Here is a 12,703-nt window from a genome sequence, read left to right as displayed (position 1 = left end):
GTTTTAATTCTTTAAAGCATGTACAACTTTCAATTTATTTCACTGAAAGAACTGGAGGAAATTGATTATCGCGGCGATTTCTTGAGTTGTGATTCCAACTGGATTTCCAATTGGTTCTCAATTTTTAAAGACGTTGAAAACAATGTATTGGGTTACAGGAAACGACCTTACATTATTTCCGCTTATTGCAATGGGAAACTGGCAGCAATTGTTCCTCTTGTAAAGTTGCAGCGGATTTATTGCAAATGTCTAAAGCTTACATTTGTTGAGTTTTTGGATCAGCAGTGGTGCAGCATGGGAAATGACGTGATCTCTTTAAAACCTTTGGGACTTGATTTTGCCAATGAACTAAAACATTGGATAAAAAAGAACATTAACTATCATTTTATTTTTCTTAAATACCTGCCAAAATCATCCGTTTTAAACGGGAAATATAAGTTATACCATTATGCAGGTGAACCTGTTATTCCGATGGTGGAATATTCAGGATATCAGAATTTTTTGATGGAGTCGTATGCGAAGCGGTTTAGGAAGCAATTGGATAGAACTCTTCGGAAAATAGATAGGGATGGATTCAAATTTGAATTGTCTGCAGAGAAGATCAATGATTCAAATTTCGCGGAAATCAGAAGACTGGCAAAATCGAAAATCGTGGATGGGAAAGGCTTTGTGTATGGTGATTCCAACAAAGAAAAATTCTTTCTTAAAATGTATAAAAATTATTCGTCTGAGGTTTTGTTTGTGAAATTTAATAAGCGCGCCGTTGCATATGTTATTAATATCGACAGTGAGGGAAAACGATTGGCAGTTGATTGTGCTTTCGATAGGGATTATAAAACCTATGGGGCCGGCATCCATTGTATGAATTGTAACATCCAAAACAGTTTTAAGAAAGAGCAGGAAAAATTCTCATTTGGAATTGGTTTGGATGCTTATAAGTTTCAATTTACAAAGCAGGCAGAGCCATCATATATGTGTTTTGATTTTAAATATCGGTTGAAATCTCTTTTGGCCTTGCCATATTTAATGTATCGGGTAAGAAAGACTGATCATGAAGTGGTTAACCAACTAAAAAAAGTTCATTGCAATGCAGAGATTTAAAAAAGTGATAGGCGATTTTTTGGGTTTTGTGGTGATTTTTTTCTACAAAGGAGTTGCATTAAAAAAGTTCGATAAACATGTTTTGTCTATCTATTTTCACAACCCGTCTCCTTTTTTATTTCAAGGAATAATTCTGTTTTTAAGAGCTCATAATTTTCATTTTATCAGTGAGAAGGAATTGTATGATCTTGCACTTGGCAGAGAGGAGTTGAAGGAAAGGAAAGCCTTTGTTTCGTTTGATGATGCATGGAAAGGGAACTTAAAATTGATTCCTGTTATTGAAAAATATCAAATTCCAATTTCAATTTTCACACCCGTTAAACCTGTTGTGTCGGGGAATTATTGGTGGGAATACGTTCCTTATTTAAAAAGTAAGTATCCCGAAATAAGTGGTGCTGAGGATTTAAAAAGGATGAAAAACAGTGAGCGAATGGAATATGTTCGAAATGCTGCTGCCGAACGAATTTTAAAGAGGTCGGCTGTAAATCTGAAAGAACTGGAATATTTGCACAAGCATCCGCTTGTTACCATCGGATCGCATACCTATCATCATCCAATTGGTATTCAATGCAGCAATGAGGAATTGGCATTTGAGTATTCCGAATCGAAAAAGATTTTAGAGAGCTGGTTGAAAACGGAAATTAATTCATTCGCATATCCAAACGGCGATTACGATGAAAGGGATTTTGAATTCTTAAAAAAGAATGGCTATAAAATGGCTTTTACTACGAGTCCGGATCTAAGTAGGGAAAATAATGACATGTACGAAATTCCCAGAGTTTCCATCAATACAAAAGGAGGGAAATACGAGAACATTGCACGCATGTTAGGTTTGTGGCATCAGTACATTCAACCTTTGCAATTGAAATTAAAATCAGAAAACAGGAAAGTCAGCGTTCAAATCATCGATCAGTATTCTTGAAAATTAAACTGTTTTTCACCTTATAAACTTCATATTACATTTCTAATGAAAGAAGTATTATTTATTGCTCCTGGGAATACAAAAAGTAAAGGTGGAATCGGCTTGTGTGTAAATAATTATTCGAAACACATCAAACCATTTAAGCTGATTGTTACTCATCGATTCAACTCAAAAGTGTTGAATAGTATTTGGTTTCCTGTTTGTGTAATTGAATTGATATTTCGCCTTTTAAAAGATTCAGATATTAAAATTATTCATATTCACGGAGCATCGAAAGGTAGTTTTTACCGCAAATACATTCTGTTCTCGATAGTTCACAGGCTGTTTAACAAGAAACTGATCTATCATATCCACGGAGGTGGGTTTCGCGATTTTTATTTGGAATCACCGGTATTTATACAAAAGAGAATTCGTTATGTGATTCAGTCTGCCGATGTTGTTTTTTGCCTGACTGAAAAGTGGAAGCATTTCTTTTCCAGCGCTTTTCATCCGAAGCGTGTGGTGATTTTAAACAACATGATTATTCCTCCGGCTGAACCCAATAAAATAGTGTTGAATGGCAAACTTCAGTTTCTCTTTTTGGGCTTAATTGGTGACAATAAGGGAATATTTGATTTATTAAAAACCATTTCGAAAAACAGAACCAATTTTGAGGGGAGACTAAGCTTAAAGATTGCCGGTAATGGAGAAGTGGCCCGGCTAAAAAAATATATTTCGAGATGGAAATTAGAGAATCTGGTACAATTTGAGGGGTGGGTAGATGCAGAGAAAAAAGATCAGTTGATGCGCTCATCGCACATTTTTATTTTGCCTTCCTACAAGGAAGGATTGCCCTTATCTATTTTGGAAGCAATGAGTTATTCACTGCCAATAATATCAAGTAATGCGGGAGGAATCCCTGATTTAATTTACAAATACAAGAATGGCATTTTAGTTGATGCCGGAAATGAGGAAGCGATAAAAAAAGCCATTTTAAAACTACTAAACAACCATAATTTGATACAGATTTACTCTGAAAGGTCGGCAAAAGGGAGTGTTGACTTCTATCCTCAAAGCGTTTTAAAAACTCTATTTTCAATTTACCATGAACTACAGAGCAGTAAGGGATTACTTATTGAGCAAAATTAAGTTTGGTTACCGGTTTTCAAAAGAATTACAGCGGATAGCCGACTTGTACTCAATTAGCGAATCTCAATTATTAGAACTTAAAAATCAGGAATTTGTAAAGCAATATCAAAATGCATTTACCAATTCTAAATTTTATAATAAGCTTTATCAGGAGCACGGATTGAACTTAAATTCAATCCAGTCAACTGATGATGCAAAATTAATTCCTATCATCACAAAAGAAGACATACGCCATAGAGTTGATGAATTGCTAACCTGTAATAAATTGTTTGTTTATACCGCTTACACCAGCGGAACAACCGGATCGCCGTTAAAGCTGTACCGCGATTATCAATCGGTTTGTAAAGAATATTCTTACGGATACTATTTTCAAAGTATGCACGGGTATCAGTTGGGCGATAAAGTGATTTCCATCAAAGGAGATTTAGATCAAAGTGAAATTTCCAGATACGATCGTTCATTAAATACCCTTCATTTGTCGAGCTATAATCTGAATGAAAAAAATATTAAGAAGTATTACCGGTTAATTAAAGATTTCAGTCCCAAGGTAGTAAAGGCATATCCATCCTCTCTGCAGATTCTTTCGGTAGAATTGTACAAAGCAGGACTCGAGTTACAGATTCCGCTGGCTTTTACTTCTTCCGAAGTGCTGCACGATTTTCAACGAAGCATTATTGAGAAGGTTCTGCACACAAAAATTTTCGACTGGTATGGGAATTCCGAACAGACCATCTCTTTAGGTCAGGTAAAGAAGGATTTGTATCAGGATATTCCTTTGTATGCTCATATTGAGGTGCAGGAAAAATGCATTATTACTACGGGTTTTATTAATAAATCTTTTCCGTTGATTCGTTACAAAATTGATGATGTGATAAAACTGAAGTGCGACAGCAGCTGCATTCGTTGTTGTACCAGCCGAATTTTAGGACGGGATAATCAGTATGTGTTGTTGAAAAACGGGCAGCAAATCGGCCTTTTGGATCATGCCTTTAATTTTAGCAACGTAAAGAACATTCTGGGAGCACAAATAGTTCAGAATGTAGCAGGCGAAATAGATTTGAATATCATTCCGGATTATAATTTTACGGAGACGAATAAAGCAAACCTCATTAAGAATTTAACTCAGCTTTTGGGTGCTGATTGCAAGATTCATTACAAAGAAATCGGCGAAGACCAAATCATTCGAACAGTATCAGGGAAGTATAATTTGATGGTTTCGAACCTCAATTCTCAGAAGGGAAATCAGGTGATCAGAGAAATTATGCAGGAAACTTAAACCATAAACTTCGAATATGACTTATCGATTAATCAAAGATTTGATTGCTTATAAAATTAAGTTTGGAAGTGGTTTCGAAAAAGAGCTCAGAAAAATTATTGATTTGAACACTTGTTCGGAACAGAAATTATTGGATTTAAAAGAGAAGGAAATTGTAAAACAATTTCGAAATGCTTTTGAAAATTCAAAATTCTATAAAAATCTGTATCAGTCTCATGGATTAACTATTGATTCGGTTAAAAATTTATCGGATATAAATAAATTACCAATCATCAATAAATCGATTGTTAAAAAAAACAGTGCCGATATTTTAACCAAATCAAGGTTAATGGTTTTTAAAGCCTATTCGAGCGGTACAACAGGAACACCTCTCCAGGTCTACAGGGATTTTTCATCAACAATAAAAGAGTATGCATACGGACATTTTTTTCAGCAAATGCATGGTTATCATTTGGGTGATCCTGTTGTTTCTCTTCGAGGTGTACTGGATCGGAATACAGTTTCTTATTTCGATAAAAGCAATAATGTTTTGTACATCTCCAGCTTTCATTTGGGGGCGGATGAAATTGGCAGAATTCATAAAATGATTACGGATTTTCAGCCTAAAGTAATAAAGGCATATCCAAGTTCTATGCACATATTGGCCACAGAGTTGTACAAAGCCAATTTGGAATTAAACATTCCGCTTGCATTTACCTCTTCGGAGGTACTGCACGATTTCCAAAGAGAAATAGTAGAGAAAGTTTTCCATACCAAAATATTCGATTGGTATGGAAATGCAGAACAAACAGTTGCTTTTGGGCAGTTTAATGATTCTTATTATCATGAATTTCCATTGTATTCTCATACCGAATTTGCCGACAATCATTTAATAACAACCGGATTTATCAACAGAGCATTTCCTTTAATTCGTTATAAGGTAGATGATATAATTCAACTGGCACCCACAAGTAACGGAGCCTGTGTGGTTCAAAAAATAGAAGGTCGTGATGATGATTATGTGATTTTAAAAGATGGTCAGCGAATTGGACGATTGGATTTGGCATTCAAGAAAATAAATCAGCTTCTGGCGGCTCAAATTATTCAAAATACCGTGGGAGAAATAACTGTAAATCTGGTTCCAGATAAAGGGTTTACAAACTTAGAATGCACCCAATTGGAACAAAATTTAAGAGCTTTATTGGGTACTGATTGCAGGATCAGGTTTGAAAAAATTGAAACGCAGGGATTGATCAGAAGCCACAGAGGGAAGTTTAATTTAGTTGTATCTCAAATTGAAAAAAAATGAGCCTGATTCAGAAGCAGATTGTGATTGTTGGTGCGGGACCACAAGCTTTATTTTTATTGCGGGAATATAGTCGGATAGGATATTTGGTTACTGTACTGGGGCGCAAAAACGAAATTGCTATGTATTCCCGTTACGGCATAAAATTAATTGTTGATACAAAAGAGGATTTGATTGGCAAATTGACAGATTTAGCCTCGAAAAATCAGATGCAGGATTGTATCGTAGCGAGTGGTTTTTACCTGTCTTTTCTGATGAAGAATTTTCCCGGGTTTTTCACTCTTTTTAATGTTGTACCTAAGGATAAAGAGGCTTTATCTATTTTTTTGAACAAACTGCATACCTACCAATTGGCTGAGGAGATTCATTGTAAATACCCAAAATCAATTCTTCTGAGTCAATTGAATCATGATACCGATTACAGGCGTTTTAAATTTCCGCAAATAGTAAAGTGGAATCAGGATATTTATTTGTATGAAAAACCAGCCTTCAAAACCTGTTTGGTGCACAATATAAAAGAGGTAAAGAATCTTTATCAAACTCTTGGCGAACGCGAAAAACAATCGCTGGTTATGCAGCAGTTTTTGGGAGCAGATTTACAAAATAATTACTCCTATGGAGCTTATTTCGATCAAGGAAATTTAGTGGCAGGCATTTGTGTGAATGAAGTCCGGCATTATCGTTCGGGAGTCTCTTCGGTTGTGGAAGAATATCGCGGCGGATTTGCCGAAATTATAGAAGAAAAATCCATTCAATTAATTGGCAAAACATTATTTACCGGTTTTTTAGATGTTGAATTTAAAATTTTTAATGGCGAGCCTTATCTTTTGGAGGTGAACCCCCGGCCGTTTGGTTTTATCCGGATCATGAAACTGAAATATCCTGATTTGATCCCCTATATTTTAGGCGAGTGCGTTAGTAATCAAAAGAATTCCAAACAGGTTCAATGGATGAATGTTCTGCGCGACATGGTTTTAATTGCTAAAAACCCGAGAAAGATAATGCACATGTTCTCAGTCCTGTTCAACTTCAGCAGCAGAACTTTTGATGTGTGGGATATTGGTGATTTAAAACCGTTTTTCCGACAGGTTAAACGCTGAAAGAAGACCAACAAAGAAAATATTCAATCAGATATACAAGGGAAATCACAAAAGCAATGCGAAGAAATGCATGAGCAACCTGAAGAAATGCATGAGCAACCTGAAGAAATGTATGGGAACGTCGAAGAAATGCCTGATCAACGCGAAGAAATACATGGAAACATGGAAGAAACGCATGGGAACATGGAAGAAACACATGGGAACATGGAAGCAATGCAAGAGCAACCCGAAGCAATGCAAGAGCAATGTATCAATGTACAAAGTCTGCATCTGAAATAAATACCAAACCAGTTAAACCATCAAAATCTCATGATCTCTCTTTGCCTAACACTTGACTACGAACTTTTTGGTTCTGGTCGGGGCGATGTTTTCAAGCACATCATTGAGCCAACCAATAGAATGTTGGGTATTTGCGAACAGCGCAAGATTAAACTGACTATATTTTTTGAGGTGGTAGAATACTGGAAGCTGAAGGAAGCTTACGAGAGTGGCACGAGTATGGGCTATTCATCGAATCCTGCAACTGCCATGAAAGAGCAAATACAGAGAGCTTATCAATTGGGGCACGATGTACAATTGCACCTGCATCCGCAATGGATTGATGCAAAATATGAAAAAGGGGAATGGCTGCTGAATTTGGATTACTGGAGGTTGCCTGAGGTGCCCGATCAGCCGAACGAAACCATTAGCATGGGATTGCCGGAACTAATCCGCAAAGGAAAAGAGACTTTGGAGTCCATTCTGCAAGTTGTAAATCCTGAGTACAAGTGCAACATACTTAGGGCAGGAGGATACAATATCGATCCATCTGACCGATTACTGAAAGTTCTTAAGCAGCATTCCTTTATTGCGGATAGCTCGGTTTATTTTGGTGGAAAAGCAGAAGGCAATCTATCGAAATACGATTATTCAAATATTTCAGAAACCAAAGCTTACTGGTATGCATCCAATAATTCTTTGACGAGTTCAAACGGCATTAGCAGTGGATTTTTGGAACTGCCAATTTTTGCTCAAAAGCGAAGACGAATCCTAAAATACGATGCAGTACGCATAAAATCTGCAATGCAGAATAAAGCCAATTCCTTGGAGAAATTTAAAAACAACAGCGCAAAGAAATCAAAATGGGAGACGGTTCAGTTTTTGCTTCAGGAAGAGGCCTTAACCTGGGATTTTTGTTTGTTCTCGAAAGGGAAAATGAGAAACTTTTTAAAAGCGGCAATCAGGCTTCAGGAACATTCAGCAATGCTGTTTCATCCCTTTATTTTGGTCGGACATCCAAAGGATTTCTACTATCCGGATGCCTTGCTTTATTTGGCCAAACAAGCAGGAAAAAGGGAAATAGCATTCCACACTTTAAGCGAATTGCAGAAAAAAATAAAGCAACAGTAAGTAAAAACATCTTAAAATTCCCTTAAGAGGACTTTTCTCACGGAACAAGTTTTCTCAGCACATCTATAATTCAGAATATATGTACAAAGCAAGCTTCGAAAATCTTCGAAACTATATCGAAAGTCAGGAATACAAAGGCTGGGATCCATACGATGGCCTGAATTCCAAACTTTTTCAGTCCATTCCTTTTGTGAAAAACAGCAGGTTAATGCGATTGATTTGGATTCAGGCATTTAAAAAAAGTCCAATAAATTTCCGGGGTCTTACCAGAGTTGAGAAGGATTACAATCCAAAAGGTCTTGGTTTATTTCTTAGTGGATATTGTAAGCTCTATCAATTTGATCGAACACAGGAGGTAAGATCCCGGATTCATTTTCTGAGCGAAAAATTATTGGAAATGCAATCGAAAGGCTGGTGGGGCCCCTGTTGGGGATACAATTTTGATTGGCAGGCAAGAGCCTTTTTTCAACCCAAAGGCACACCATCGGTAGTTGTTACAACTTATGTAGGCTGTGCATTGCTGGACGCCTACGAAATATTGGGAGATGAAAAGTTGTTGGAGACCGCCATACGAATCAAAGATTTTATTTTGAAGGATTTGAACCGAACCTACGACGGAAACGGGGATTTCTGTTTTTCGTATTCTCCATTGGATCAAACTCAGGTTTTTAATGCTTCTCTCTTAGGAAGCCGGATGCTGTCGAGAATCTATCATTATACACAAGAGGAGGAAGTTTTGAATTGTGCAAAGCAATCGGTAAGGTATTGCATCAAGCACCAAAACTCTGATGGATCCTGGTCGTATGGTACTTTGCCTTATCATCGCTGGATTGATAATTTTCATACCGGATTTAATCTCGAGGCCTTATCCGATTATCGAAAATATGCTAAGGATGCTTCCTTCGACCGGCAAATTCAATTGGGATTAGATTATTATCTGGCGAATTTTTTCGCCGATGATGGAACGCCAAAATATTACAACAATTCGGTTTATCCGGTTGACATACATTGTCCGGCTCAATTGCCAATTACACTAAGCAGTTTAAGCGTGTTCGAAGAGAACCGGGAATTGGTCGGTCGGGTGTTAAAATGGACAATCAACAATCTTCAGGATCAATCCGGTTATTTCTATTTTCAGTTAGGGAAACGCGGAAAAAATAAGATTCCTTACATCCGATGGGCACAAGCCTGGATGTTTTTGTCCTTATCGAATTATTTAGTTGAAACTATAAAAATACCGGAATATGAAACGAGTCATGAGAAAAAGCTCACAAACACATGAATGACTGTTTGGCGAGTTCCATATGGCAAAAACTTAAAATTATACTCATATGAAAAAGAGAATTACGATAATGAACTCGCCGGTTGACGTGTTGACGATGAAGGAAACTCTTCATCTGATCGACGATTCTATTCGGGATAAAAAGCCAATTCAACACATTGTGGTAAATGCGGCCAAACTGGTGCACATGCAAACCGATACCGAGTTATACAAATCGGTAGTAGCCAGCGATATTATTAATGCGGACGGAATGGCTGTTGTTTGGGCCGCGGGATTATTAGGAGAACCTTTGCCGGAAAGAGTTTCGGGTGTTGATTTGATGCAGGAACTGGTTATTTTGGCTGCTAAAAAAAAATACAGAATCTTTTTCTTCGGAGGCAAAGAAGAAGTGGTATCCGAAGTGGTTCGAAAATACACGTCTGTTTTTGGAGAAGAAATAATTGCCGGTTTCCGAAATGGGTATTTTAACAAAGATCAGGAAGCAGATATTGCAGCACAAATTGCAGCATCGAATGCAGATATTTTATTTGTAGCCATAAGTTCTCCAACCAAGGAGATTTTTCTGAATACCTACAAAGATCAGCTAAAAGTGTCCTTTATTATGGGCGTTGGCGGTTCGTTTGATGTAGTAGCAGGGAAAGTAAAAAGAGCACCTCTTTGGATGCAAAACTCAGGTTTGGAATGGTTTTACCGCTTTTTGCAGGAGCCCCACCGAATGTGGAAAAGATACTTAACAACCAATTCTCTGTTTCTCTACTACATATTTAAAGAACGAATTCAAAAATTTTTCAGATAAACCCACACTTCATTTTTACAGAAGCAAGTGTGCATCTCTATTGTAAAAAATACTCAACTCAGAATACAGACAGCCGTTGACCAACCATCAACTTGAAAAGCTGGCTGTGGTCTTTTAAAATTTCACTTTAAAACCTTAAAACCATGATTAAAGGAAGAGAACAAACCCTTGCACGTTTGAGTACTCTCATGCAAGTAGGTTTATCAGTTGCTTGTTATTGGGTGGTGGCATGGGCAGTTACTACCTATTTAAGACCGGTAAATATTGATATTCACGATAACAATACAATTTACCTGCTGATTATCGCCATTTGGTACACGCTGATAAAGGAGCTGAATCTGGGTAAAATGCTTCGGGTAAAAACCTACTCCGAATTGTTTGCCGAATATTTTGCCATGGTTGTAATAAGTTCAGGATTGCTGCATTTAGGAAGTTTATTCCTCACTGATTCCGTACCAACATTAATTCTGGCTTTGTTTGCCTGTTTAAATCTTGTAGTGCTTTTTGGCTTTCGGATGTTAAGTTACCGGATATTTAAATTGCTGAGAGGGAAAGGCTTTAATACCAGAAATGTTTTAATTGTTGCAGATGATGAATCGTATCTGCACTTTATCGACCGAATGCTTTTTATTCGCGATTGGGGATACAATGTTTGGGCGATTATGTCGGATGGAAAACACATCAAAAATAAATACGAGTCGCACGTTCGGGTTTTGCACGAGCATTTTCAGCTAAGCGAAATTATCGATGCCAATGTGGTTGATGAGGTAATTTACTGCAAGGGAAAGTTTGATAATGAAGAAGTCCGGGCTTTGATTTATGCCTGTTCCGAGGTTGGTGTTACGTTTCGTGTTTATTCCGAATTGTTAAGTGTTGTTAGTCAGCGATCTCATCTTACTTATTTTAAAGAACTTCCTTTTTTGACGTTCGCCAATAATACGAAAAATTACTTTGCCCTTAAGGTGAAGGAAATGCTCGATTTCCTGTTTTCATTTGTTATTGTGGTATTGATTTCTCCTGTCTTGTTAGCCATATCTGTGGCAATAAAAATTGAAGACGGAGGTTCCGTTTTTTTCCGTCAAAGGCGGGTAGGCCTGAATGGACGTATTTTTCATTGTCTGAAGTTCAGAACAATGGTTGAAAATGCGGAAGCCTTACGGGTGAAACTTGAAAATCAGAATGAACAATCGGGGCCGGTTTTCAAAATTAAGAATGATCCGAGGGTAACCCGTGTAGGCAGATTCCTTCGAAAAACATCTTTGGATGAGCTGCCTCAGTTCTTTAATGTTATCAGAGGCGAAATGTCGATTGTTGGTCCACGGCCGCCAATACCTTCCGAAGTTCAGCAGTATCAACGTTGGCAGCGCCGGCGATTAAGTATGAAACCAGGAATAACATGTATCTGGCAAGTGTCTGGCCGCAATAATATTCCTTTCGAGGAATGGATGAAACTGGACATGCTTTACATCGACACCTGGTCGTTAAAACTGGATTTAATACTATTTCTCAGCACCATTAAAGTTGTGTTCACTGGTGAAGGGCAATAGTTAATCTCAATATATTTAAACTAGAATCAACAAAAAACCAAGACCATGAATAAAAAATATTTATTTCTGATGAGCCTCATTTTAGTAATGAGTATCATTTCCTGTCGATCAAAAAAAGATTTGGTTTACCTGCAGGACACCGGTGCTGAGATATTGGCAAGCGAGTTTACAACAAAAGTTCCCGAGTATCGGATCAAGACAAACGACAATCTATTTGTGAGTATTAAATCCTTAAATCCAGAGGTGAATCAATTGTATAATCCTGCACAAAGCGTTGGCGGAATAGGAGGCTCACAGCAATTATACAGCCAGCAATCCGATCAGTATTTAAATGGTTATCAGGTAGATTCAAATGGAAATATTTCTTTACCAATTCTGGGTGCAGTAGGGATTGCAGGACTTAGTCAGGCCGAGGCTCAGGCTAAGGTTCAGGAGAGGGCCGACGAATACTTAAAGGATGCAAGTGTTAAAGTAAAACTCTTAAATTACAAAGTAAGTGTTATGGGAGAAGTTGCTACTCCAGGCGTTTACTACAATTACAATAGCAGCTTAACTGTGCTGGAAGCCATAAGTATGGCGAATGGAATCACTGAATATGCAAAAATTGACCGTGTTTTGGTGATGCGAACCTCCGAGAAACAAAGTGAAACATTTCGTTTGGATTTAACAAAGAAGGATTTTCTAAAATCGAAAGCATTCTTTCTGCAGCCTAATGATGTTGTATATGTAGAACCTCACAGGATTAAAAATACGAATATGAATTCGGCCGTTTACAGCATTTTGCTGTCAACAGTATCAACGGCAGTATTGATAACCAGTTTAATAATAACCAACAAATAAGCTGTTTCGCTTGGTGATTATTCTAACACAAAATTTA

The 12,703-nt window shown here is 37.3% G+C and carries 12 protein-coding genes; all 12 read left to right on the top strand.

All coding sequences use genetic code 11. The annotated features are described in order from the left end of the window. The first annotated feature begins 18 nt into the window (after positions 1–18). The 12 genes from ACY0M5_RS17610 to ACY0M5_RS17555 all read left to right on the top strand — a co-directional run bounded on the left by ACY0M5_RS17610 (position 19) and on the right by ACY0M5_RS17555 (position 12,666). Positions 19–1,101, top strand: coding sequence for a GNAT family N-acetyltransferase (locus ACY0M5_RS17610; RefSeq protein ID WP_461630074.1), 1,083 nt, complete (start codon positions 19–21; stop codon positions 1,099–1,101). Then, on the top strand, positions 1,088–2,023 hold the full coding sequence (locus ACY0M5_RS17605; RefSeq protein WP_461630073.1) for a polysaccharide deacetylase family protein: 936 nt from the start codon (positions 1,088–1,090) through the stop codon (positions 2,021–2,023). Before ACY0M5_RS17610 ends, ACY0M5_RS17605 begins: the two co-directional genes overlap by 14 nt. Before the next feature lie 45 nt (positions 2,024–2,068). Next, a complete protein-coding gene (locus ACY0M5_RS17600; protein WP_461630072.1) occupies positions 2,069–3,151 on the top strand; it encodes a glycosyltransferase family 4 protein in 1,083 nt (360 codons plus the stop codon). Further along, positions 3,108–4,427, top strand: a complete 1,320-nt coding sequence (locus ACY0M5_RS17595) for a phenylacetate--CoA ligase family protein (RefSeq protein WP_461630071.1) — start codon at positions 3,108–3,110, stop codon at positions 4,425–4,427. The genes ACY0M5_RS17600 and ACY0M5_RS17595 overlap by 44 nt, the downstream gene beginning before the upstream one ends. Positions 4,428–4,443: 16 nt before the next feature. Then, a complete protein-coding gene (locus ACY0M5_RS17590; RefSeq protein WP_461630070.1) occupies positions 4,444–5,715 on the top strand; it encodes a phenylacetate--CoA ligase family protein in 1,272 nt (423 codons plus the stop codon). Beyond that, positions 5,712–6,812 carry a hypothetical protein gene (locus ACY0M5_RS17585; protein WP_461630069.1) on the top strand — a complete coding sequence of 367 codons (1,101 nt, stop codon included), beginning with the start codon at positions 5,712–5,714 and terminating at the stop codon, positions 6,810–6,812. Before ACY0M5_RS17590 ends, ACY0M5_RS17585 begins: the two co-directional genes overlap by 4 nt. Before the next feature lie 66 nt (positions 6,813–6,878). Continuing rightward, entirely contained in the window at positions 6,879–7,091 is a 213-nt protein-coding gene (locus ACY0M5_RS17580) for a hypothetical protein (protein WP_461630068.1), read from the top strand. A 30-nt stretch (positions 7,092–7,121) separates the two neighbouring features. Next, complete coding sequence (locus tag ACY0M5_RS17575) at positions 7,122–8,201, top strand: polysaccharide deacetylase family protein (RefSeq protein ID WP_461630067.1); 1,080 nt, start codon at positions 7,122–7,124, stop codon at positions 8,199–8,201. Between the two features lie 79 nt (positions 8,202–8,280). Further along, entirely contained in the window at positions 8,281–9,483 is a 1,203-nt protein-coding gene (locus ACY0M5_RS17570; RefSeq protein WP_461630066.1) for a hypothetical protein, read from the top strand. A 49-nt stretch (positions 9,484–9,532) separates the two neighbouring features. Further along, positions 9,533–10,279: a WecB/TagA/CpsF family glycosyltransferase gene (locus ACY0M5_RS17565; protein ID WP_461630065.1), complete on the top strand. Its 747-nt coding sequence runs from the start codon at positions 9,533–9,535 to the stop codon at positions 10,277–10,279. 143 nt (positions 10,280–10,422) lie between these two features. After that, positions 10,423–11,826 (top strand): sugar transferase, encoded by a 1,404-nt coding sequence (locus ACY0M5_RS17560; protein WP_124990985.1) that lies wholly within the window; start codon positions 10,423–10,425, stop codon positions 11,824–11,826. 45 nt (positions 11,827–11,871) lie between these two features. Next, positions 11,872–12,666, top strand: coding sequence for a polysaccharide biosynthesis/export family protein (locus ACY0M5_RS17555; protein ID WP_124990984.1), 795 nt, complete (start codon positions 11,872–11,874; stop codon positions 12,664–12,666). The last annotated feature ends 37 nt before the right edge of the window (positions 12,667–12,703 follow it).

Source organism: Labilibaculum euxinicum (assembly GCF_963678175.1).
Classification (GTDB): Bacteria; Bacteroidota; Bacteroidia; order Bacteroidales; family Marinifilaceae; genus Labilibaculum; species Labilibaculum euxinus.
Note: the sequence above shows the minus strand (reverse complement) of the source record. Positions and strands in the feature narration are given on the sequence as shown.

Coding starts and splice junctions, on each gene's coding strand:
- ACY0M5_RS17605 (WP_461630073.1), top strand. CDS start 1,088: ATGCAGAGATTTAAAAAAGTGATAGGCGATTTTTTGGGTTTTGTGGTG.
- ACY0M5_RS17600 (WP_461630072.1), top strand. CDS start 2,069: ATGAAAGAAGTATTATTTATTGCTCCTGGGAATACAAAAAGTAAAGGT.
- ACY0M5_RS17555 (WP_124990984.1), top strand. CDS start 11,872: ATGAATAAAAAATATTTATTTCTGATGAGCCTCATTTTAGTAATGAGT.
- ACY0M5_RS17565 (WP_461630065.1), top strand. CDS start 9,533: ATGAAAAAGAGAATTACGATAATGAACTCGCCGGTTGACGTGTTGACG.
- ACY0M5_RS17570 (WP_461630066.1), top strand. CDS start 8,281: ATGTACAAAGCAAGCTTCGAAAATCTTCGAAACTATATCGAAAGTCAG.
- ACY0M5_RS17575 (WP_461630067.1), top strand. CDS start 7,122: ATGATCTCTCTTTGCCTAACACTTGACTACGAACTTTTTGGTTCTGGT.
- ACY0M5_RS17590 (WP_461630070.1), top strand. CDS start 4,444: ATGACTTATCGATTAATCAAAGATTTGATTGCTTATAAAATTAAGTTT.
- ACY0M5_RS17610 (WP_461630074.1), top strand. CDS start 19: ATGTACAACTTTCAATTTATTTCACTGAAAGAACTGGAGGAAATTGAT.
- ACY0M5_RS17560 (WP_124990985.1), top strand. CDS start 10,423: ATGATTAAAGGAAGAGAACAAACCCTTGCACGTTTGAGTACTCTCATG.
- ACY0M5_RS17580 (WP_461630068.1), top strand. CDS start 6,879: ATGCATGAGCAACCTGAAGAAATGCATGAGCAACCTGAAGAAATGTAT.
- ACY0M5_RS17585 (WP_461630069.1), top strand. CDS start 5,712: ATGAGCCTGATTCAGAAGCAGATTGTGATTGTTGGTGCGGGACCACAA.
- ACY0M5_RS17595 (WP_461630071.1), top strand. CDS start 3,108: ATGAACTACAGAGCAGTAAGGGATTACTTATTGAGCAAAATTAAGTTT.